The organism is Streptomyces sp. NPDC079020, from assembly GCF_044542225.1.
In the GTDB taxonomy this organism is placed as follows: Bacteria; Actinomycetota; Actinomycetes; order Streptomycetales; family Streptomycetaceae; genus Streptomyces.
Genome location: NZ_JBITUB010000006.1, coordinates 370,482 through 392,122 on the forward strand (window position 1 = coordinate 370,482; position 21,641 = coordinate 392,122).

21 protein-coding genes are annotated in these 21,641 nt (G+C 71.4%); 8 read left to right on the top strand and 13 right to left on the bottom strand.

The window, feature by feature from the left end; translation table 11 throughout:
- Window positions 1–28: 28 nt before the first annotated feature.
- Genes ACIGJO_RS15695 through ACIGJO_RS15710 form a run of 4 tightly spaced genes read left to right on the top strand, consistent with a single transcriptional unit; the run spans window position 29 to window position 3,610 of the window.
- Window positions 29–556, top strand: coding sequence for a hypothetical protein (locus tag ACIGJO_RS15695; RefSeq protein WP_399957880.1), 528 nt, complete (start codon window positions 29–31; stop codon window positions 554–556).
- 14 nt (window positions 557–570) lie between these two features.
- Window positions 571–1,695, top strand: coding sequence for a peptidoglycan-binding protein (locus ACIGJO_RS15700; RefSeq protein WP_399957884.1), 1,125 nt, complete (start codon window positions 571–573; stop codon window positions 1,693–1,695).
- Window positions 1,692–2,420 carry an ABC transporter ATP-binding protein gene (locus tag ACIGJO_RS15705; RefSeq protein ID WP_399957887.1) on the top strand — a complete coding sequence of 243 codons (729 nt, stop codon included), beginning with the start codon at window positions 1,692–1,694 and terminating at the stop codon, window positions 2,418–2,420. The genes ACIGJO_RS15700 and ACIGJO_RS15705 overlap by 4 nt, the downstream gene beginning before the upstream one ends.
- On the top strand, window positions 2,417–3,610 hold the full coding sequence (locus ACIGJO_RS15710) for an ABC transporter permease (protein ID WP_399957890.1): 1,194 nt from the start codon (window positions 2,417–2,419) through the stop codon (window positions 3,608–3,610). Before ACIGJO_RS15705 ends, ACIGJO_RS15710 begins: the two co-directional genes overlap by 4 nt.
- Window positions 3,611–3,787: 177 nt before the next feature.
- On the opposite strand, the gene ACIGJO_RS15715 is transcribed toward ACIGJO_RS15710, so the two are convergent.
- The 5 genes from ACIGJO_RS15715 to ACIGJO_RS15735 form a co-directional block, all read right to left on the bottom strand.
- Entirely contained in the window at window positions 3,788–4,573 is a 786-nt protein-coding gene (locus ACIGJO_RS15715) for an SDR family NAD(P)-dependent oxidoreductase (protein WP_399957892.1), read from the bottom strand.
- A complete protein-coding gene (locus ACIGJO_RS15720) occupies window positions 4,570–5,733 on the bottom strand; it encodes a serine hydrolase domain-containing protein (RefSeq protein WP_399958168.1) in 1,164 nt (387 codons plus the stop codon). The genes ACIGJO_RS15715 and ACIGJO_RS15720 overlap by 4 nt, the downstream gene beginning before the upstream one ends.
- A gap of 67 nt (window positions 5,734–5,800) precedes the next feature.
- Window positions 5,801–6,583 carry an energy-coupling factor ABC transporter ATP-binding protein gene (locus ACIGJO_RS15725; RefSeq protein WP_399957894.1) on the bottom strand — a complete coding sequence of 261 codons (783 nt, stop codon included), beginning with the start codon at window positions 6,581–6,583 and terminating at the stop codon, window positions 5,801–5,803.
- A complete protein-coding gene (gene cbiQ / locus ACIGJO_RS15730; protein ID WP_399957897.1) occupies window positions 6,580–7,341 on the bottom strand; it encodes a cobalt ECF transporter T component CbiQ in 762 nt (253 codons plus the stop codon). The genes ACIGJO_RS15725 and cbiQ overlap by 4 nt, the downstream gene beginning before the upstream one ends.
- A 1-nt stretch (window position 7,342) precedes the next feature.
- Complete coding sequence (locus ACIGJO_RS15735; RefSeq protein WP_399957900.1) at window positions 7,343–8,413, bottom strand: energy-coupling factor ABC transporter permease; 1,071 nt, start codon at window positions 8,411–8,413, stop codon at window positions 7,343–7,345.
- Window positions 8,414–8,624: 211 nt separating this feature from the next.
- Between ACIGJO_RS15735 and ACIGJO_RS15740 the strand changes: the two genes are divergently transcribed.
- Window positions 8,625–8,984, top strand: coding sequence for an SsgA family sporulation/cell division regulator (locus ACIGJO_RS15740; RefSeq protein ID WP_399957903.1), 360 nt, complete (start codon window positions 8,625–8,627; stop codon window positions 8,982–8,984).
- Window positions 8,985–9,198: 214 nt separating this feature from the next.
- Here the strand turns inward: ACIGJO_RS15740 and ACIGJO_RS15745 are convergent, their stop codons facing one another.
- Together ACIGJO_RS15745 and ACIGJO_RS15750 are read right to left on the bottom strand one after the other, a co-directional pair.
- Window positions 9,199–11,469, bottom strand: coding sequence for an MMPL family transporter (locus tag ACIGJO_RS15745; protein ID WP_399957906.1), 2,271 nt, complete (start codon window positions 11,467–11,469; stop codon window positions 9,199–9,201).
- 175 nt (window positions 11,470–11,644) lie between these two features.
- The gene (locus ACIGJO_RS15750; RefSeq protein WP_399957909.1) at window positions 11,645–12,217 is read right to left on the bottom strand and encodes a TetR/AcrR family transcriptional regulator; all 573 of its coding nucleotides are present in this window, start codon (window positions 12,215–12,217) and stop codon (window positions 11,645–11,647) included.
- A gap of 163 nt (window positions 12,218–12,380) precedes the next feature.
- Here ACIGJO_RS15750 and ACIGJO_RS15755 point away from each other — a divergent pair, with 163 nt between their 5' ends.
- Window positions 12,381–15,830, top strand: a complete 3,450-nt coding sequence (locus tag ACIGJO_RS15755; RefSeq protein WP_399957912.1) for a S41 family peptidase — start codon at window positions 12,381–12,383, stop codon at window positions 15,828–15,830.
- A 62-nt stretch (window positions 15,831–15,892) separates the two neighbouring features.
- Here ACIGJO_RS15755 and ACIGJO_RS15760 read toward each other — a convergent pair whose 3' ends face one another.
- Entirely contained in the window at window positions 15,893–16,348 is a 456-nt protein-coding gene (locus ACIGJO_RS15760) for an ATP-binding protein (RefSeq protein WP_399957915.1), read from the bottom strand.
- On the bottom strand, window positions 16,345–16,566 hold the full coding sequence (locus ACIGJO_RS15765; protein ID WP_399957918.1) for a hypothetical protein: 222 nt from the start codon (window positions 16,564–16,566) through the stop codon (window positions 16,345–16,347). Before ACIGJO_RS15765 ends, ACIGJO_RS15760 begins: the two co-directional genes overlap by 4 nt.
- A 117-nt stretch (window positions 16,567–16,683) precedes the next feature.
- On the opposite strand from ACIGJO_RS15765, the gene ACIGJO_RS15770 reads away from it, so the two are divergent.
- Both ACIGJO_RS15770 and ACIGJO_RS15775 read left to right on the top strand, forming a co-directional pair.
- Window positions 16,684–17,562, top strand: coding sequence for a helix-turn-helix domain-containing protein (locus ACIGJO_RS15770; protein WP_399957921.1), 879 nt, complete (start codon window positions 16,684–16,686; stop codon window positions 17,560–17,562).
- The gene (locus tag ACIGJO_RS15775) at window positions 17,519–17,722 is read left to right on the top strand and encodes a DUF397 domain-containing protein (RefSeq protein WP_399957924.1); all 204 of its coding nucleotides are present in this window, start codon (window positions 17,519–17,521) and stop codon (window positions 17,720–17,722) included. Before ACIGJO_RS15770 ends, ACIGJO_RS15775 begins: the two co-directional genes overlap by 44 nt.
- 126 nt (window positions 17,723–17,848) lie before the next feature.
- Here the strand turns inward: ACIGJO_RS15775 and ACIGJO_RS15780 are convergent, their stop codons facing one another.
- From ACIGJO_RS15780 to ACIGJO_RS15795, 4 genes are all read right to left on the bottom strand, one after another.
- Window positions 17,849–18,043 (bottom strand): hypothetical protein, encoded by a 195-nt coding sequence (locus ACIGJO_RS15780; protein ID WP_399957927.1) that lies wholly within the window; start codon window positions 18,041–18,043, stop codon window positions 17,849–17,851.
- Between the two features lie 97 nt (window positions 18,044–18,140).
- Complete coding sequence (locus ACIGJO_RS15785; RefSeq protein WP_399957930.1) at window positions 18,141–19,025, bottom strand: SDR family oxidoreductase; 885 nt, start codon at window positions 19,023–19,025, stop codon at window positions 18,141–18,143.
- The gene (locus ACIGJO_RS15790) at window positions 19,022–19,975 is read right to left on the bottom strand and encodes an alpha/beta fold hydrolase (protein WP_399957933.1); all 954 of its coding nucleotides are present in this window, start codon (window positions 19,973–19,975) and stop codon (window positions 19,022–19,024) included. The genes ACIGJO_RS15785 and ACIGJO_RS15790 overlap by 4 nt, the downstream gene beginning before the upstream one ends.
- Window positions 19,972–21,507 carry a flavin-containing monooxygenase gene (locus ACIGJO_RS15795; protein WP_399957936.1) on the bottom strand — a complete coding sequence of 512 codons (1,536 nt, stop codon included), beginning with the start codon at window positions 21,505–21,507 and terminating at the stop codon, window positions 19,972–19,974. Before ACIGJO_RS15795 ends, ACIGJO_RS15790 begins: the two co-directional genes overlap by 4 nt.
- Window positions 21,508–21,641 lie beyond the last annotated feature (134 nt).

Genomic DNA, 21,641 nt, shown 5'->3' on the forward strand with positions numbered 1-21,641 from the left:
ATACCGACGTCCAGCAGGGAGAGCAAACATGCGTACCAAGACTGTACGGACCGTACTGGCGGCGGCCGCCGTGACGGCGGCGCTGGTGATGACCGGCTGCTCCTCACAGGAATCCGCGCCCAGCGTGGCCGGGGGTGACGGCGCGGGAAAGGGTAAGCCGCAGGACGACGAAGCGGTCCGGCGGGCCTGGGTGGACTGCATGCACAAGCAGGGGCAGACCAGCGTCGAGCAGGACAAGGACGGCAACATCACCTTCCCGGCCACCGGTGTCGACAGTCCCGGCTCGGCCAACGGCCTCGACGCGGCGAGCAAGGTCTGCGACGCCAAGGTCCCCGGCATCCACCAGGTCCAGCAGAAGGGCAACGAGAAAGCCGTCGAGCAAGCGCGCGCCTTTGTCGCGTGCGCGCGGAAGAACGGCTACGCGGACATTCCTGACCCCGACCCCAAGAGCGGCATCCTCAACTTCACGGCGAAATCGTTCAACTCCGCCGCGTGGGACGCCATCCAGCCGGCCTGCGGCAAGCTCCCGATGCCCGGCTACTCGATCGGCCAGTGATCATGAGCCAAACGGTGGAGACCACCACCCCCTCCGGAACCTCGCCCGCCCCCGCGCGAAAGAAGCGCCGCAGGATCGTCGTCCCGCTCGTCCTGATCGCCGTGCTCGGCGGTTCGGGTGCGCTGGCCGTGACGCGCCCCTGGGAGCAGGGCGGCACCGCCTCCCCGCAGCCGGCCGTCAGCCACGGCACCGTCGCGGTGCAGAAGGGCTCGCTGTCCACCGGCATCCAGGTCGGCGGCAAACTCAGCTACAACACCCCGACACCCGTCATCGCCTCCGGCCAGGGAACCATCACCGCCCTGCCGGCCGTCGGTGCCGTCGTCAAGGCGGGGGCGAAGTTCTTCGAGGTCGACGGACGGCCCGTGGTACTGCTCACCGGGGACCGGCCGATGTGGCGCGACCTCGGCCCCGGGGTCAGTGAAGGACCCGACGTCGGACAGCTCAAACGCAACCTGATCAAGCTCGGCCACGCCGACGGACTCGGCCTGACAGCCGACCAGAAGTTCACCCCTGGGACCGTCACCGCCGTCAAGCGCTGGCAGAAGGACCTCGGTGTGAAACAGACGGGGACGGTCACGCGCGGCAGCGTCGTCATGCTGCCCCAGGCGACCGTGCGCGTGCAGCAGCTCGGCGCACAGCTCGGCTCGGCCCTCGGGGCCACCGCCGTCATGACCGTGACCGGCACCGACCTGATAGCCACCGCACAGCCCGCCGACAACCAGCTCTCCCAGTTCAAGCCCAACGGCCGGGTGACGGTGAAACTGACCAACGGCAGCACCATCAACGGACGCATCCGCTCAATGGTCCGCGGCGGTACCGGCAACGACGGGGACAGCGGCTCGGACGACTCCGGCGGCGCGGACAAGACCACTGTCACCATCGCGCTGGACCACCAGCGCCAGGCCAAGCAGGCCGGGCCCTCCTCCGCGACCGTCACCGTCGTCGGCGAGAGCATCAGCGACGCACTCATCGTCCCCGTCACCGCGCTGCTCGCCCTGGACGGCGGCGGCTACGGAGTCCAGGTCGTCAGCGGTACCACCACCCGGCTCGTCAGGATCCAGCTGGGACTCGTCGCCGACGCCAAGGCGCAGATCACCGGGGACATCCGAGCCGGAGCCCAGGTGGTGATCCCGAAGTGACGCCCAGGCAGCCATCCGACAAGGCACCCGTACTGGAACTCTCCGGCATCACCAAGGAATACCCGGGATCACCACCACTGCGCATCCTGCACGACATCGACCTCACCATCGAAGCCGGAGAACTCCTCGCCGTCGTCGGCCCCTCCGGCTCCGGAAAATCCACCCTCCTCGCCCTGCTCGGCTCCCTCGACCGGCCCACCGCAGGGAAGCTGCACTTCGAAGGACGCGACCTGTCCGCACTCTCCGACCCCGAACTGGCCGCCCTGCGCGCCCACCGCATCGGCTTCGTCTTCCAGCAGTTCTTCCTGCTGTCCGGCCTCACCACGGTCGAGAACGTCGCCACCGGCCTCCTCTACAGCGGCGCCCCCGCCTCACGCCGACGCGCCGACGCTACCGAAGCCCTGCACGAGGTGGGCCTCGGGCACCGACTCCACCACCACCCCGACCAACTCTCCGGCGGCGAGAAACAGCGCGTCGCCATCGCCCGCGCCCTCGTCGGCAACCCCGCACTCCTGCTCGCCGACGAACCCACCGGAGCCCTGGACAGCGTCTCCGGCGCCGCCGTCGTCGAGCTGCTGCGCACCCTGAACACCAACGGCACCACAGTCGTCGTCATCACCCACGACCGCGAGCTGGCCGCCTCCTTCCCCCGGCGAATCGCCCTCCACGACGGCCGCATCGACATCGACGAACGCGGCCCGCACCCCGCAGGAGCTGGCCGATGACACCACCCCTGCGACGCACCCGGCTGCGCCCGACCGACACACTGCGCCTCGGCATGATCGGACCACGCACGCGCAAGATGCGCTCCGCCCTGTCCGCGCTCGGCATCTCCCTGGGCATCGCCGCCGTCATCGCCGTGACCGGGATCTCCGCCTCCAACCAGGCGCACCTGCTGGAGCGCCTGGACCGGCTCGGCTCCAACCTGATCACCGTCGCCCCCGGCAGCGGCGCCGACCAGAAGCCGGTGCCACTGCCTCCCACGGCCGAGAAGATGCTCGCCAACATCGCCCCCGTGCAACAAGTCACCGCGACCGGGGCCACCAAAGCCCAGGTCTACCGCAACGACCTCGTCCCACCACAGCAGACCAACAGCCTCACCGTGCTGGCCGCCCGCCTCAACCTGCTCGAAGTCCTGCACGCCACACTGCAGAGCGGGAACTGGCTGGACAAGGCGAGCGAGAACCTCCCGGTGACCGTCCTCGGCGACAAGGCCGCACTCCGGCTCGGCGTCACCGCGCCCGGCGAGCGGGTCTGGCTGGGCGGACAGTGGTTCATCGTCACCGGAATACTGGCCCCGAACGAACTCGCACCCGAACTCGGCACCGCCGCACTGGTCGGCTGGCCCCAGGCCACCGCCCACCTGGGCGCGGACGGCACCGCCGCCATGGCCTACCTCAGGGCCCACCCCGAACGCGTCCCCGACGTACAGTCCGTTGCCGGAGCCACCGCCGACCCCTCCAGCCCGAGCACGGTCGCCGTCAGCCGCCCCTCCGACCTGTACACGGCACGGGCCGAGACCAAGAACTCCCTCACCGGACTCGTCCTCGCCCTCGCCGCGGTCGCCCTGCTCGTGGGCGGCGTCGGCATCGCCAACACCATGGTCGTGGGAGTGATGGAACGCCGCGGCGAGGTCGGACTGCGCCGAGCGCTGGGCGCCCGAGGCGGACAGATCGCCCTTCAGTTCCTCATCGAAGCCGTACTGATGGGCTTTGTCGGAGGAGTCGGAGGACTGCTCGTGGGCGGCCTGACGGTCTACGGCTACGCCCTCGCACAGGGCTGGCCCGCCGCCATCCCGCTCTACACGGTCATCGCCGGCCCCCTGGTATCGGTACTGGTAGCGGCCGTCGCCGGAATCTACCCGGCACTGCGCGCGGCCAGGGTGTCCCCGACAGACGCCCTGCGCTCGGCCTGACCGACGACGCCGAAATCGTCTGCTGGGCCTGACCACACAGCGGCAAACGGGACGGGCGGATTCGCCAACGCCCGTCCCGTCCCGTCCCGGCCACCCGTCCCGTCCCATCCGCCCGTCCCGTCCCGGCCACCCGTCCCGCCCCATCCGCCCGTCCCGTCCCCGGCCTGTTCCTCCGCCCTACCCCTCCGAGAGCGCCCTCCGGAAACCCGTGTTCACGGCCAGCAGCCCGCCGTCCACGCGCAGGGTCGTCCCCGTGATCCAGGACGCTTCGTGCGAGGCGAGGAAGGCGACGGCGGACGCGATGTCGTCGGGTTCACCGACGCGGCCCAGGGGGTAGAGGGTGGCGATCCGGTCCAGGTCGGCTTCGCGGCCCGCCCAGGCGGGGGTGCGGATCGTGCCGGGGGCGACCAGGTTGACGCGGACGCCCCGGGGGCCCGCGTGGCCCGCCAGGGTGCGGGTCAGGCTGGCCAGGCCCGCCTTGGCCGCGCTGTAGGCGTGGCCGCCGAAGTCCTGTTCGCCGTTGACCGAGCCGATGTTGACGATCGCGCCCCGGCCCGAGGCCACCAGATGCGGCAGGGCGGCGCGCGAGCAGCGGTACGGGCCGGTGAGCGTGACATCCAGGTCCCGCTGCCAGACCTCGTCCGTCTCGTCCTCGAAGAGCGGGGTGTCCGCACCGGCCGAGAAGGCGTTGTTGACCAGCACGTCCAGCCCGCCGAAGGCGGTGACGGCGTGGGCGACGGCCGCCTCGACGGCCCGGCGGTCGCCGACGTCGCAGGGCAGGGACTCGGCGGTGCCGCCCGCCGCGCGTATCCCCTCGGCGGTGTTCTCCGCGCGGGCGGCGTCCAGGTCGGTGACGAGTACGGCGGCGCCCTCGGCGGCCAGGCGGCGGGCGGTCGCCGCGCCGATGCCCTGGCCGGCGCCGGTGATGAGGACACGGTGACCGTCGAAGCGGGAAGGAGTCATAGGGCCGACCGTACTGCTCTGACCAGTGCCTGAGCACGGGGATCGGCGGTGACTCCCTTCTGCAGACCGTTCGTCACATAGCCGAGGGCGATGCCGGATTCGGGGTCGGCGAACCCGAGCGAGCCGCCCCGGCCCGGGTGTCCGAAGGAGCCGGGGGCCAGCAGCGGGGCGGCCGGGCCGTGCAGCATGTAGCCGAGGCCGAAGCGGGTGCTGACGACCAGCACCCGGTCCGGGCCCGCGGATTCCTCGGTACGGGCGAGGGTGAGCGTGGCCGGGGCGAACAGCCGGTGGCCGTCGACCTCGCCGATCATCGCGGCATAACAGCGGGCCAGGGCACGGGCGGTGGCGATGCCGTTGGAGGCGGGGAGTTCGGCGGCCCGGTAGGCGGCATCGTTCTCGTCGGGGAACGGGGCGATGGCGCCGAAGGCCCGGCGGGTGAGGGATTCCGGGTCGCGGTAGGCCTCGGTGACACTGCGTTTGGGGCGCACGCGCAAAATGCCGCCCTCGGTCGGGGCGGGCGGCGGTTCGACCGCGCCGATCCGGCCGACGCGGTGCGCCTCCTCGACGGGGAGCCCGAACCAGAAGTCCAGGCCGAGCGGGCGGGCGATCTCCTCGGCGATCCAGCGGCCGATGGTCCGCCCGGTGGCCCGGCGGACCAGTTCGCCGATGAGCCAGCTGTAGGTCTGGGCGTGGTAGCCGTGGTCGGTGCCGGGCTCCCACTGCGGGCGCTGGGCGGCGACGGCCCGCGCCCCGCTGACCCCGTCGGCGGCCTCCGCGGGGGTCAGGACACGGTCCAGCGCGGGCACTCCGGCCCGGTGGGCGAGGAGGTGGCGGACGAGGACGCGTTCCTTGCCGTTCGCCTTGAACTCCGGCCAGTACGTGCCGACCGGGGCGTCCAGGTCGACCTGCCCGCGCTGGTGCAGCATCAGCGGTACGGCGGCGGCGATGCCCTTTCCGGCCGAGCGGACGACCTGCACGGTGTCGACGGCCCACGGTTCGGTGCCGTCGACATCCTTCGTACCGGCCCACAGGTCCACGACCTTGCGCCCGTGGCGGTAGACCGTGACGGCCGCACCGCGCTCCCCGCGCCGCTCGAAGTTGCGGACGAAAGCGTCCCCAACCGGTTCGAATCCGGGTGCCACCGTGCCCCGTACGTCCACGCCTGCTCCTGCGCTCCCGCTCATACCCCCCATGGTGCATCGCGTGGCGGGCCGGACGCGTGGCGGGTCACCCCCCGTTGACGGATACGGAGCGCGGATCGAAGCCGAAGGGCAGCTCCAGCCGGTGCGCGCGCATCAGTTCCCCGTCGCTGAGCAGATCCCGCGTACGGTCGTCGGCGGCGATGACGCCCTCGCTGAGGATGACGGCGCGCGGGCACAGTTCCAGGGCGTACGGCAGGTCGTGCGTGACCATGAGCACGGTGACGTCCAAGGAGCGCAGGATGTCGGCGAGTTCACGGCGCGAGGCGGGGTCGAGGTTGGACGAGGGTTCGTCCAGGACGAGGATCTCCGGCCGCATGGCGAGGACGGTGGCCACGGCGACGCGGCGGCGCTGCCCGAACGACAGATGGTGCGGCGGTCTGTCCGCATACTCCTCCATGCCGACCTGCTTGAGCGCGAAGAGGACCCGCTCCTCCAGTTCGGGGCCGCGCAGCCCGGCCGCCGCGGGCCCGAAGGCGACGTCCTCCCGGACGGTCGGCATGAACAGCTGGTCGTCGGGGTCCTGGAAGACGATGCCGACCCGGCGGCGGATCTCGGCGAGGTTCCGCTTCGCCACGGGGAGCCCGGCGACCCGCACGGTGCCCGCGCCCGCGTCGAGGATGCCGTTGAGGTGGAGTACGAGGGTGGTCTTGCCCGCCCCGTTGGGCCCGAGGAGGGCGACCCGTTCGCCGCGGGCCACGGTGAGGTCGACGCCGAACAGGGCCTGGTGGCCGTCGGGATAGGCGTACGCGAGACCGCTGACCTCCAGCGAGAGGGTGGGGGAGGGGTCCGCGGGCGGGGGGCTGTTCATAGGGACCATCCCAGCAGACAGATGACGAGGGCGAGCACGGGGAGCGCCGAGGCGTGGGCCCACTGGGTGCGGGTGGCCGTCACCTCGTCGATGACCGGCATGGTGCCGGTGTAGCCGCGGCTGACCATCGCGAGGTGGACGCGTTCGCCGCGCTCGTAGGACCGGATGAACAGGGCCCCCGCCGATGTGGCGAGGACACTCCAATGGCGTACGCCGCGCGCCTCGAAGCCCCGGGAGCGCCGGGCGATCGACATCCGCCGCATCTCGTCGGTGATGACGTCCCCGTACCGGATCATGAAGGACGCGATCTGGACGAGCAGGGGCGGCATTCTGAGCCGCTGGAGGCCCAGCAGCAGGGACCGCAGCTCGGTGGTGGACGCGAGGATCACGGACGCGGCGACGCCGAGGGTGCCCTTGGCGAGGACGTTCCAGGCGCCCCAGAGGCCGGGGACGCTGACGGAGAGCCCGAGGACATGGGTCTGCTCACCGGGCACCACGAACGGCATGAGCAGCGCGAACGCGACGAACGGCACCTCGACGACCAGCCGCTTCAGCAGCAATCCGGCGGGGATGCGGGCCGCGGCGGCGACGGCGCCGAGCAGGGCCGCGTACAGCGCGAAGGCCCACATCGCCTCGCGCGGGGTGGTGACGACCACGACGACGAAGCAGAGGACGGCGACGAGCTTGCAGTGCGGGGGCAGACCGTGGACGGGTGAGTGCCCGTGCCGGTAGAGCTTGTGGGCGTGGCCGGCGCCCATGTCAGACGTTCTCCCCGGTGCGGTGGGAGCTGTCGTCGGCCCGGTCGGCGCGCCGTCTGCGTACGGCCCGGAAGACGCCGCTGCCGACGACAATCGTGGCGCTCACGCCGATCACTCCGGCGAGGCCCCCGGAGATCCGGGCGTCGGTGACGTTCCTGACGCCGTAGTCGGCGAGCGGGGAGTCCGCGGCGGCGTGCTCCTCGGCCTTCTTGTCGATGCCCTTGTCGGCGGCGACCTTCTCCAGGCCGTCGGGGCTGGCGGAGGCGTAGTAGGAGACGAAGCCCGCGAGGAGCAGGGCGGTGACCAGCCCGGCGGCCCGGATCCCGCGCGTGGAGCGGGTGGCCGTCGGGGCGGGCGCGGCGGAGGAGCCGGAGGTGACGGGGGCGTCGATCAGCTCGCCGTCGACGCGGAGCTTGAGCGGGGCGGCGAGCCCGCGGGCGGCGTGCACGAGGTCGGGGCGGACGGCGATGACGGCACCCACGGTCAGCGCGGTGATCACGGCCTCCCCCACACCGATCAGTACATGGACGCCGGCCATCGCGGTCAGGACCTTGCCGATCGGGATGTCGGTGGTGCCGCCGATCCAGTAGATCAGGGTGAAGGCGCAGGCCGCGGCGGGTACGGAGACCAGGGCGGCGACGAACGCGGCGGTGGTGGCCGAGCGGCGGGTGCGCGGCAGTATCCCGGTCAGGCCGCGGAACAGGGCGTACGCGACGACCACGGTGACCACCCCCATCACGGTGATGTTCACCCCGAGCGCGGTGAGGCCGCCGTCCGCGAAGAGGATGCCCTGCATCAGCAGGACGACGGAGACACAGAGCACCCCGGTGTACGGCCCGACCAGGATCGCGGCCAGCGCCCCGCCCAGCAGGTGCCCGCTGGTACCCGCGGCGACCGGGAAGTTCAGCATCTGCACGGCGAAGATGAAGGCGGCCACCAGGCCCGCGAGGGGAGCGGTGCGCTCGTCCAGTTCCCGGCGGGCTCCGCGGAGGCTGACGGCGACGGCGCCCGCTGCGACGACTCCCGCGGCCACGGAGACGGGTGCGCCGATGAATCCGTCGGGTACATGCATGAGGTGGCTCCGCTTCCTGCGGTTTCCGCGTCTCTGCGGGCGGGGTCATGAACCCGTCAATGATAGGACCCTGTTGCGAACAGTGTGCAAGAGCAAGCAGGTCACAACTGGATGCCTTACCCCTATCCACTCCCCGCGCATCCGTCGCACCCCCCGGTCCAAAATATGGGACATTGGAGTGCAGACTTCTACATACAGGAGGAGCCGGCTCATGTCCCCCGTGATTGAAGAACGTGCCCGCGCCCGGCTCATCACCGACGGCCCCCTCACCCGCCCCGTCCCCGTGGCCCTGCGCTACGACGCGGCCGTCGACCCCCGCACCGTCCATGTCAGGCTGCCCGGCGGCAGCGACTGGGCGTTCGGCCGCGATCTGCTGGAGCGCGGCCTCCGCTTCCCCGCCGAACGGGGCGCCGTGCGCGTCTGGCCGTGCGGCCGGACGCAGCTGATCGTGGAGCTGCACTCGGCGGACGGCGTCGAGGTGTTCCAGTTCGAGAACGCGACGCTGATCCGCTTCCTCGGCCGGACCCACGAGGAGAACGCGCCCCCGCAGCCGGCCACCCGCGGCGCCTGACGGCCCCCGCGCATGACGAAAGCCCCCGTGCCGCTCGCACGGGGGCTTTCGTTCTGCGCCCGGTCCCCGTCCCCACAGGTACCGGCGCTTCCGGGGCCGCGCTCCGCTCGGACGCGGGCCCCGGGGCTCCTGAGCTCCTGGGCCCCATCCGCCCCGGGAGGGGGGCCGGGGCTCCTGGGCCCATCCGCCCCGGGAGGGGGCGGAGTCACCGGGCTCAGACGCGGGTCAGCTCGCGCTCGTCGTCACCGCCCGGCCCGGACCCGCCCGGCCCGGACCCGCCCTGCCCGGACCCGTCCTGCGCGGCGGACGCGTGCGTCTCGCCGAGCTGCATGCGCAGCCCCTCGCCCTCCACGTCCACATTGGGCAGCGCCCGGTCCAGCCGGCGCGGCAGCCACCAGGCCCGCTTGCCGAGCAGGGCCAGCACCGCGGGCACGATCGCCATCCGCACCACGAAGGCGTCGAAGAAGACGGCGATGGCGAGCGAGAAGCCGATCATCTTGATCATCTGCTCGCTGGAACCGATGAAGCCGGCGAAGACCGCCATCATGATCACGGCCGCGGCCGTGACCACCCGTGCGCCGTGCTTGAAGCCGGTCACGATGGCCTGGCCGGGGCTCTCCCCGTGGATGTACGCCTCCCGCATCCGGGTGACGAGGAAGACCTCGTAGTCCATGGCCAGACCGAAGACCACACCGACCATGAAGATCGGCATCATCGACATGATCGGGCCGGTCTGCTCGACCCCGAAGAGCGAGCCGAGCCAGCCCCACTGGAAGACCGCGACGACCGCGCCGAGTGCCGCGACGACCGAGAGCAGGAAGCCGAGGGCCGCCTTCAGCGGGACGAGGACCGAGCGGAACACCAGCATCAGGAGCAGGAAGGCCAGCCCCACGACGAGCGCCAGGTAGGGCAGCAGCGCGTCGTTCATCTTCTGGGAGAAGTCGATGTTCATCGCGGTGGCGCCGGTGACCAGCACCTCCGCGCCGGAGTCGCTCTTGACCTCGTCCCCCGCGTCACGGATGGCGTGGACCACGTTCTCCGTCTCGGCCGAGCTGGGCCGGTCCTGCGGGATGACGGTGATGGTCGCGGTGTCGCCGGCCTTGTTGAAGGCGGCCGGGGTGACGGCGACGACGTGCGGGAGCGACTCGATCTCCTGGGAGACCTGGCTGACGGTGCTCTTGCCGTCCGAGCTGTTCTTCGTGTCGACGACGACCATCAGCGGCCCGTTGAACCCGGGGCCGAAGCCGTCCGAGAGCATGTCGTACGCCTGACGCTGTGTGGTGCTCTTCGGCTGGGCGCCGTCGTCCGGCAGGCCCATCTCCAGCGAGGCGGCCGGTACGGCGACGACACCGAGGCCGATGACACCGGCCAGCAGCACCCACACCGGCCTGCGCAGCACGAACCGCGCCCAGCGGGTGCCCATGTTCGGCTTCGCGTCGGGGCGGTTCTCCGCCGCGGCGGCCTCGCGCGCCTTGCGTCCCATGACCCGCTTGCCCGCGAAGCCCAGCAGGGCCGGGACCAGGGTGAGCGCGATGAGGACGGCGATGGCGACCGTACCGGCGGCGGCGAAGCCCATCTTCGACAGCATCGGGATGTTCACGACGGCCAGGCCCACCAGGGCGATGATCACGGTCAGGCCCGCGAAGACGACCGCGGATCCGGCCGTTCCGACGGCCCGTCCGGCGGCTTCCTCGCGCTCCCGGCCCTCGGCCAGTTCGGCGCGGTAGCGGGAGACGATGAACAGCGCGTAGTCGATGCCGACCGCGAGGCCGATCATCATCGCGAGCGTCGAGGTGGTGGAGCCCAGGTCCAGGACGTTCGCCAGCGCCGTGATCGTCGAGACACCGATGCCGACGCCGATGAGCGCGGTCAGCAGCGGCAGTCCGGCGGCGATCAGCGAACCGAAGGTGATGACGAGCACCACCGCGGCGACGGCGACCCCGATGACCTCCGTGATGCCGGTCTCCGGGATCACCATGAGCGCGTCACCGCCGATCGCCACGGTCATCCCGCTCTTCTCGGCGGAGGTCCCCGCGTCCTCCAGGGCCTCACGCGTCGGGTCGGTCAGCTCCATCGGGTTGACCTTGTACGAGACCGAGACGTACGCCGTGGAGCCGTCCTTGCTGACGGCGTTGGCCGTGTACGGGTCGGCGACCGAGGCGATCTGGTCCGATCCGGACTTCAGCTCGTCGACGATGCCCAGGACCTCGGCCTTGTTGGCGGCGTCGGTCACCTTCTGCCCGTCGGGTGCCTTGAAGACCACGCGGGCCGTGGCGCCGTCGGCGCTGCTGCCCGGGAAGCGCTGTTCCAGCAGGTCGAAGGCCTTCTGGGCCTCCGTACCCGGAATCGAGAAGGAGCTGGAGGTGGCGGTGGACGCGGAGGCGGCACCGAATCCGGCGAGCGCCAGCAGTGCCACCCAGACAAGGGCGACAAGGCGGCGGCGCCGGAAGGTCAGCCGTCCGAGCTTGTAGAGGAATGTGGCCACGGGGGCGTACTCCCGGTCAGGTCGTGTGCGTGGAAATGGGCGTGCGGAACCGGCCCGACGACGCCGCGAGGTGCGTAGCCGTCGCCGGGCACCCGTCAGGGGTTCCGGGACAGCCCTCGGAGCGGCGTGTCAGGTGGAGCGTCGGGGAGAGGGCCGTGCGTGGGGTGCGGGGAAATCAGACGCCGAGGGCGGGGAGGACCACGGAGTCGACATAATCGATGAGAAACGCCTGGTCGACGGTGCGGTCCTCGACCAGCTGCCGAGCGGCGAACGCGCCGATCAGCATGTGCGGGATGTATTTCAGCGCCGGATTGTCCGGACGCAGCTCACCCCGGTCCACGGCCCGTCGCAGCAGCAGGTCGAAGCCGTTCGTCTCCGGCTCGATCAGCAGTTCGCGCATGGCCTTGTGCAGATCGGGATTGTCGTGGACGGCCCGGCTCAGACCCCGCATCAGCGCGGAGTCCTTCTCCATCTGGCAGTCGTCGCTGCGGTGCAGCACGGCGTGGATGTCCCCGCGCAGCGAACCGGTGTCGATCTCGCCGAGATCCACCGGCTTGTTGTTCCGCAGCGCCTTGACGACCAGTTCGGCCTTGCTGCCCCACTGGCGGTAGAGGGTGGCCTTGCTGGACCGGGTACGGGCGGCGACGGCGTCCATGGTCAGGGCGTCGTAACCGACCTCACGGAGCAGGTCGAGGACGGCGGCGTACATCTCACTCTCACGCTCGGGTGTGAGCCTGGTCCGTGCCATGTGCCGGCCTCCCTCGGGTCTCGCTTCCTCGGCCCCGCTCATCATCGAACGAAACCGTTTCGTACACCTGACCGTACTCCCCCGGCTCAGCGAAACGAAATCGTTTCGCTTGTGCGCTGCACCACAAGTTGCCCCGGGCCCTTCGCGCGGAAAGCATTGGAGGGTGAGTGACGACGTCGCGTATCTCCGTTTCCCGCACCTCCACCAGGACTTGATCTGCTTCGCGGCCGAGGACGACCTCTGGGTCGCCCCCCTCGCCGCGGCAGGGCACCGGCCCGACCGGGCATGGCGGGTCACCGTCGACCGGACCAGGGTCAGCCATCCACGCTTCTCGCCCGACGGCAGCCGCATCGCCTACACCACCTGGCGAACACTGGACCCCGAGATCCATCTCGCCCCGGTCGAGGGCGGCCCGGCCCGGCGGCTCACCCACTGGGGCTCGACCGATGCCCGGGTCTGCGGCTGGAGCCCCGACCCCGGCGACACCTCCCAGATCCTCGCCGTGTCCTCGCACAACCAGCCGTTCTCCTACTTCTCCTGGTCCTACAGCGTCCCCACCGACGGCAGCCCCGGCGGCCGCCTGCCCTGGGGGCCGGTCTCCGACATCGCGGTCGCGGACATCGACGGCGAGCGGCGCACCCTGCTGCTCACCGGAAAGCCACCGCACGAACCGGCCGCCTGGAAGCGCTACCGGGGCGGTGCGACCGGGCGGCTGTGGCTGCACGGTGAACGGCTGCTGCCGGACATCGGCGGCCATCTGGACTCGCCCATGTTCGTCGGCCGCCGGATCGCGTTCCTCTCCGACCACGAGGGCGTCGGCAATCTGTACTCCTGCCTGATGGACGGCTGCGATCTGCGGCGCCACACCGACCACGACGCGTTCTACGCCCGGCACGCCTCCAGCGACGGCCACCGGGTCGTCTACCAGTGCGCGGGAGACGTGTGGCTCGTCGAGGACCTGGAGGCGCCGGACGCCACGCCCCGGAAGCTGGAGGTACGGCTCGGCGGACCCCGGACCGGGCGGCGCACCTACCAGGTGCCCGCCGCCAGCAACGTCGACTCGCTCTCGGTCGACGAGACGGGCCGGGCGAGCGCCGTCTCGGTACGCGGCAGCCTGTACTGGCTCACCCACCGCGACGGCCCCGCCCGCACCATCACCGACGCCCCGGGGGTCCGGGTCCGGCTGCCGGAGATGCTGGGCAGCGGCGGCCAGGTGGCGTACGTGACGGACGCGGACGGCGACGACGCGGTCGAGATCGCCTACCTTCCCCGGGCCAGCGGCGACCGCGAACCGCGCAGGCTCGCCTCCGGGAAGCTCGGCCGGGTGCGGGAACTGATCTCCGACCCGGCGGGCGAACGGCTGGCGATCGCGTCGAACGACGGGCGGCTGCTGCTCCTGGACACGGCGGAGGAACCGGAACCCGTACCCGCGACGGACGCTGAGGCGGACGCGGAGACGGACGCGGAGACGGACGCAGAGGCGGAGAAGGGCGCGGAGACGGACGCGGACGCTGAGGACGTACCGCGCGGTGCCACGCGGGCCGATCTGTACCGTGCGACGCACGCCGAAGACGCGGAGGCGGACGCGGACGGGGTCACCGAACTCATCCGTTCCGTCAACGGCCCCGTCCGCGACCTGGCCTTCTCCCCCGACGGGGCCTGGCTCACCTGGTCGCACCCCGGGGTCGGCCGCTCGCTGCGCCAGATCAAGCTGGCCCGGATCTCCGGCCCCGGTGCCCCGGTGATCGTCGACGTCACCAACGGCCGCTTCGAGGACGAGAACCCGGTCTTCACCGGCGACGGCCGCTATCTGGCGTTCCTGTCCTGGCGCGGGTTCGACCCTGTCTACGACGTCCACACCGGCGACCTCTCCTTCCCGCTGGGCTGCCGCCCGTATCTGGTCCCGCTCTCCTCGGCCACCCCGTCCCCCTTCGCGCTCTCCCCGGACGGCCGCCCGGCGGCGGGCGGCCTGGACCCGGTGGACATCCCCGAGGGCGGTACGGGCGAGGGGGCCACGGTCACCGTCGAGTTCGAGGGCCTGGAGAGCCGGGTCACCCCGTTCCCGGTCTCCGCCTCGAAGTACTCGGCGCTGCGCCCGGTCACCGGCGGCGGGCTCGTCTGGCTGCGCTGGCCGATCTCGGGCGCGCTGGGCGAGACGTTCGCCAACCCGGCGGACATGTCGGGCCGGCCCACCCTGGAGCACTTCAACATCGCCAAGGCCCGCAAGACCGAACTGGTCGACCACCTTGACTGGTTCGCGGTCAGCGGTGACGCGAGCCGGCTCGTCGTCATGGACGACGGCGAACTGCGCGCCGTACCGTCCAACGAACCCGGCGACAACGACTCCACCGTCTACATCGACCTGCGCCGCATCCTGCACGACGTCGACCCGGCGGCGGAGTGGCGGCAGGCGTACGCCGAGGCGGGCCGGATCATCCGCGCGTACTTCTGGGAGCCGGACATGTGCGGCATCGACTGGGACGGGGTGCTCGGCCAGTACCGCCCGCTGGTCGAACGGGTTGCCTCCCCCGACGAGTTCGCCGACCTGCTGCGCGAAGTGCTCGGCGAACTGGGCACCTCGCACGCGTACGTCACCCCCGCCCGCCGCAACGAGGGACCGCCGCACTACCAGCGGGCGATCGGGCTGCTCGGCGCGAACCTGGTCTGCCGCGACGGGGAGTGGCAGGTCCGGCGCATCCTGCCCGGCGACTCCTCCGACTCCAAGGCGCGTTCACCGCTCGCGGGTACGGGGATCAGGGAGGGCGCGGCCCTCACCCATGTCGACGGCCGCCCCGTCGACCCGGTGACCGGCCCCTACCCGCTGCTGACGGCGGCGGGCGGCACAACGGTGGAACTGACGTTCCGCCCGGCGGGCGAGGAGGGCCGGCCCCGGCGCATCGCGGTCGTCCCGCTGGTCGACGAACGGCCGCTGCGCTACCAGGACTGGGTGGCCAAACGCAGGGAAGTCGTACGGGAGTTGAGCGGCGGCCGGTGCGGCTATCTGCACATCCCCGACATGGGCGGCTCGGGCTGGGCACAGTTCAACCGGGACCTGCGGCTGGAGGTCTCGCGCCCGGCGCTGATCGTGGACGTCCGGGGCAACGCGGGCGGCCACATCAGCGAACTGGTCGTCGAGAAGCTGACCCGCAGGATCCTCGGCTGGGACCTGACGCGCAACGCCCAGGCGGTCAGCTACGCCTCGAACGCGCCGAGGGGCCCGGTGGTCGCGCTGGCCGACGAGGCGACGTCCTCCGACGGCGACATGATCACGGCCGCGTTCCGGCTGCTGCGGCTGGGCCCGGTGGTCGGCCAGCGCACCTGGGGCGGCGTGGTCGGCATGACCGGGCGCCACCGGCTGGGCGACGGCACGGTGATCACGGTGCCGATGAACGCCGCGTGGTTCGACACCTACGGCTGGTCCGTGGAGAACCACGGCGTCGAACCCGATCTGGAGGCGCTGCGCACCCCCCTGGACTGGGCGGAGGGCCGGCACGCGGTGCTGGACGACGCGGTGCGGGTGGCGCTGGACCTGCTGGCGAAGCATCCGGCGGCGACCCCGCCGACGTACGACACGGTGCCGGACCTGCGGCGCCCGCCGCTGCCCCCGAGGTAGCCGCTCGCCCCGGCCGCCCTGAGGCGGCCGGGGCGAGCGACTGGAACGGAGCGCGCCCGGCGTCACCCCCCGCCGGGAGCGATACCCGCGGCGGACCGGCTGTCGGAACCGGCCGGTTCGCGCTTCGGCAGCCCCCACCGGACGGGCGCCCCCAGTTCGCACCAGACCGTCTTCCCGTACGGCAGCCGCTCGACGCCCCAGCGCCACGCCACCGCGTCCACGAGCGTCAGCCCCCGCCCCGACTCCTCGCCGTCCGCCGCGGCTCTCAACGTCGGCCAGGCACACGGTTCGGGGTCGCTCAGCTCGACCCGCATCCCCCCGGAGCGGGTAACGAAGACCCTGAGCGTGACCGGGGTGCCCTCGCCGAGATGCACGATCACATTGGCCAGCAACTCACTGACGCAGAGCAGCAGATCGGGCGAGTCCTCGCCCTCGCACCACTCCCTCAGGGAGCGCCGGATCTCCGGTACGGCCTTCGGCACGGCGAGCAGATCCACCGTGTAGGGCAGCGGGGTCATCCACCGGCCGCCGACCGCAGCACCTCGGCCATGCGGCGCGCGGTCGCCACATTGCAGTTGCCGAGCGCGACCAACGGCGGCCGGCTGCCGCGCCCGGCGAGGGTCAGCGGATCGACGCCGAGCGACGGCAGGGTGATGCCGTGGGCCGTGAGCGCGGCACGCAGCGCGTCGATGTCCGCGCCGATGTCGTAGCCGGGGCTGTCTTGAGTGTCGTCCATGGGGGGAGCATCCACCTTCCGTTGCACACTGTGACGAACGCCTCACACGCTGCCGTACATACGTCTACCTTGAAAGGGTTTCCCGCTCCACAACGCACAGCGCGAAAGGTGGTCAACGTGGCTACGCGCAAGGACATCGACGGCTCGGCCGGGGTCCCGCAGTTCTACGGCAAGGAACTCCGCTTCAAACGGGAGGAGGCGGGCCTGACCCTGGAGAAGCTGGTGGCCGGCAGCTTCTACGGCATCACGTATCTGAGCGAGATCGAGCACGGCAACCGCCGGATGCCCGCGGACCTGGCCAAGCATGTGGACCGGGTGCTGGGGACGGACGGGTTCTTCGAGCGGCGGTGCGAGGACGTGCGGCAGGCCCGGCGCAAGGGGCACGCGGAGTATTTCGAGCGCGTGCTGGAGGCAGAAAGGCGCGCCGAGAGCATCGAGCAGTGGTCACCGACAGTCTTCCCTGGGCTGCTCCAGACCGGTCCGTACGCACGGGCCGTTATCTGTGCCGAGCGCATGCCGGAACTCCAGGAGGAGACCACTGAGAAGGTCAATGCACGGCTGGAACGCGCACAGCTCTTCGAGAAGGACCACCGGACCCCGCAGTACTGGAACATCCTGAGCGAGTCCCTGCTGCGCCTACCGATCGTGCCGTCGCAGCAGATGGCCGAGCAGCTCGACCACATCGCCGAGCTCACCAGGCGCGGCCGGATCTTTACGCAGATCATCCCGTGGAACGCGGGAGCGCACACCCTCATGCAGGGCAACGCCTTGGTTCTGGACTTCGCAGACGCCCCTCCGTTCGCCTACACAGAGGGCCAGCACCACGGAGTTACTGTCGATGATCCGGGCCTCGTGAAGCAGTATCAGAGGTCGTACGATCTGCTGAGGGCCACCGCCTTGCCGCCGGAGGTGTCCCTCGCAATGATCGAGAAAGCGGCAGAGGACTACCGAAATGGCGCGCAACCACGTCGACTTGAGCACCGCGATCTGGCGTAGGAGCAGCCACAGCAACTCTTCCGGAGGCGACTGCCTCGAAGTCGCGGATGGCCACCAAGACCTCGTCCCCGTCCGCGACTCCAAGCGCCCCGAGGGGCCGGTGCTCGTTGTGCACGCGTCCGCCTGGTCGCCGTTCGTGGAGTCCGTCAAGGCGTCCTGACGCCGCTGCGGGCTTCCTGAAGTACCTTCCGGGCGACCGCGGTTCGCCCGCGCGCACGCCCACCGCACCCGGGGACCCGGATGCGGTGGGTGAGTCACGGACGACGCGCGAGGGCGCGCAGGCGCGTCAGCGGTCGCGGCGCTCGCCGAGGGCGGTCGCGGCGTCGCGGGCCATGTCGCGGTTGTTCTGTGACGTCTCCGAGGCCTGCTCGGACGCGTCCTGCGCCCGCTCTGCGCCCTCGTCGCGGGCCTGGTTCGCCCTCTTCCGGGCCTGGTCGGCAAGTTCCTGCGCCTTGACCTTGAACTGGTCTGCGATACCCATGCCGTTCACTCCTGTGGGGGGTGTGGGGTATGTGGTGGGGGGAGCCCCTGAAGGGCCCCGCCCAGCCTCGCACGGCACGGCGATCACCGCATTTCGATCACTTACGCAGCGTGCGCGCGTGCTGGTCCGCCGCTCCCCCGGCCCCCACCAGGCCCTTGGGGACGTTCTCCAGCCGGGATCCGAACCGCTTCATCTCCCGCTGCCCGGCCACCCCGATGACCGAGGGCAGATAGCCGCGCACCGACTGCATCCCGCGCAGCCACCACTGGGCGTACACATGCGGGGAGCGCCGTTCGACGCCTGCGACGATCCGGTCCACCGCCGGGCCGAGGGGGTAGGTGCGGTTCGACGGCCAGGGCAGCCGCTGGCGCAGCTCCCGCATCACGTCGTCCGCGTCGGCGCCCCGCACCATGTCGGTGTCCGTCCAGGACAGGTAGCCGACCCCGACCCGGACACCCCGGTGGCCGACCTCGGCGCGCAGGCTGTGCGCGAACGCCTCCACGCCCGACTTGGAGGCGCAGTAGGCGGTCATCATCGGGGCCGGGGTCATCGCGGCCAGCGAAGCTATCTGGAGGTAGTACCCGCGGCTCTCCATCAGCACCGGCAGGAATGCCCGCGCGGTCACCGCGCTGCCGATCAGGTTGACCTCGATGACCCGCCGCCACGCCTCCGGGTCGGAGTCGGCGAACGGTCCGCCCGAGGCGACGCCCGCGTTGGCGACGGCGACGTCGACCTTGCCGAAGCGCTCCTTGACCTCGTGGGCGACCTGGACCATCGCCGTGTGGTCGGTGACGTCGGCGTACCAGTGGTCGCTCTCCCCGTGCAGCCGCCCGGAGACCTTCTTCAGCTCGTCCGGTTCCAGGCCGACCAGTGCCAGGGTCGCGCCGCGTGCCGAGAGTTTGCGGGCGAGCAGTTCGCCCACGCCTCTCGCCGCGCCCGTGACGACGACGACCTGTCCTTCGAGACTCCGCCTGCCGCTCATGCGACTTCCTCCTTCTCGGCCGTGCCGGCCCCGTCCGCCTCGACGTACCGCACCACTAGTTCCCGGATCGCCGCTGTGACCGCTTCCGGCGCCTCCACCGGAGTCATATGTCCCATGCCGGTGAGCTCGGTCAGCCCGAGGCACTGGGGCAGCGCGGCGGCGATGGCGCGCGCGTGGACCGGCGGGGTCAGCCGGTCGGCCGTGCCCGTGATGACCGCGGTCGGTACCCGCAGTCCCCGCACGCCCGCGTCCAGGTCCAGGTCCGCGAGCACATGTCCCCAGGCCACCCTCGCCCGTCTCGGACAGGCGTGCACGATGCGGGAGCATGCCTCGACCCGCTCCGGGGCCGAACCCGCCCCCATCGTGCCGTACTTGAGGATCCGCTTCGAAACGGGCGTGACCGGTCCGAGCGGTGCCCGCGCTCCGAGGACCGCACGGGTCATCCGGGTCCGCAGCGCTCCCGCCCGGAGCGGCACGACGAGCGCCTCGTCGACCAGCCGTGAGCTGCCGGTGCTGCACAGCAGTACGGCGGCCGCGTGCTCGCGCAGTCCGGGCCGGCGGGAGGCGGCCATCAGCGTCATCCCTCCCATGGAGTGACCGGCGAGCACCGCCTTGCGCCCCGGTGCGAGGGTGGCGGCCAGCACGGCTTCGAGGTCGTCGGCCAGCGCGTGGGTGCTGTAGCCGCCGGGCCCCGCCGCGGGCGTCAGCCCATGGCCGCGCTGGTCGTAGGCGATGACGCGGTGGCCGGCGGCCAGGTCCCGGATCTGGGCGGCCCAGAAGCCGGTGTTGCAGGTCCAGCCGTGCGCCAGCACCACCGCGGGGGCGTCCTGGGGGCCGTGCAGTTCGACATGGACCCGGGAGCCGTCCACGGAGACGGCGGTCAGTACGCGGTCCGGCACCGGGGCGGCGGGCGCCTGCCGGGCGGCGTCGCGGCGCAGCGGCCGGCTCATCCCGCGAGCCCCTCGGCGACGGCCGCCCCGGCACGCGCCTGGGCGGGCACGTTCCGCTTCGGGATGCGGATGACCTCGTACTCCGCGAGGTCCATGGTCCGTGTCTCCTTGCGGAATTCACCCGTCGTACCGGGCCAGACCGTGGTGTTGCGCCCCTCGGCGTCCAGGTACCAGCTGGTGCAGCCGCCGGTGTTCCACACGGTCCGCTTCATCCGCTGCTGGACCCGGTGGTTCCACGCGTTGACGGCGGAGGGGCGGGCGCCGAACGCCGCCCTGCCGCCCAGGACGTCCAGCTGGCGCAGGTAGTCGGCCATGTAGTTCAGCTGGGATTCGATCATCAGAATCATGGAGGAGTTGCCGAGACCGGTGTTGGGCCCGATGATCGTCATCCAGTTGGGGAAGCCGTCCGCGGTGGCGCCGCGCAGCGACTTCATGCCCGTCCTCCAGTGCTCTGCGAGCGTGATGCCGGCCGAGCCGACGACCCGGTCGGCGATCGGCATGTCGGTCACATGGAAGCCGGTGCCGAAGATGATGGCGTCGACCTCGGTCTCCGTACCGTCGGCCGCGACGACCGTGGAGCCGCGTACCTCGGCGAGCCCGGAGGCGACCACGTCCACATTGGGCCGGGCGAGCGCCGGGTAGTAGGCGCTGGAGAGCAGTATGCGCTTGCAGCCGATGCGGTACGAGGGGGTCAGCTTGGCCCGCAGCACGGGGTCCTTGATGGACCGGGCGATGTTGGACTTGGCCATCTTCTCCACCAGACCCAGCTGGTCCGGGTGCTTGGTGAAGGCGCTGACCTGCAACTCCCGGATGCCCCACAGCAGTCCGCGGCGCGCGGCGCCGGTGAGGGGGACCGCGCGGTGCAGCCAGCGTTCGGCGCCGCTGATGGTGCGGTCCACGCGCGGCATGACCCAGGGCGGGGTGCGCTGGAAGAGGGTCACCCGGCCGGCCTTCGGCTGGATCGCCGGGACTATCTGGATGGCGGAGGCGCCGGTGCCGATCATGGCGACGCGCTTACCGGTGAGGTCGTAGTCGTGGTCCCAGCGGGCCGAGTGGAAGACCTTGCCCGGGAATTCGGCGAGCCCCGGGATGTCCGGCATCTTCGGGTCGGACAGCGGGCCGGTCGCGGAGACGACGACGTCGGCGACGATCGTGGTCCCGTTCGCGGACTCGATCACCCAGTGCAGTTCGTCGTTGTCCCAGCGCATCATCGTCACCTCGTGGTTGAGGCGCAGGTGCGGGCGCAGCCCGAAGGTGTCCGCGACATGCTCCAGATAGGCGCGGATGTGCCGCTGCCCGGAGAAGGTGCGCGGCCAGTCGGGGTTGGGCGCGAAGGAGAACGAGTAGAGGTGGGACGGTACGTCGCAGGCGCAGCCCGGGTAGCTGTTGTCGCGCCAGGTGCCACCGACCGAGCCGGCCCGTTCCAGCACGACGAAATCGGTGATGCCTTCGCGGCGCAGCCGGACGGCGGCCCCGAGGCCCCCGAATCCGGATCCGATCACCGCCACGCGTACATGCTCGTGCTGGGCCATGCTGCCGCCTCTCGCGATACATCCACGACTCCGCCAGCAATCACTGGCACTGTTGGGAGAGTAGAGCAGCTCCGTACCGATGGGTAGGGGGCGGACCGGGGAAAGTTACCGGCGGTACAACATAGGGTGCCCCT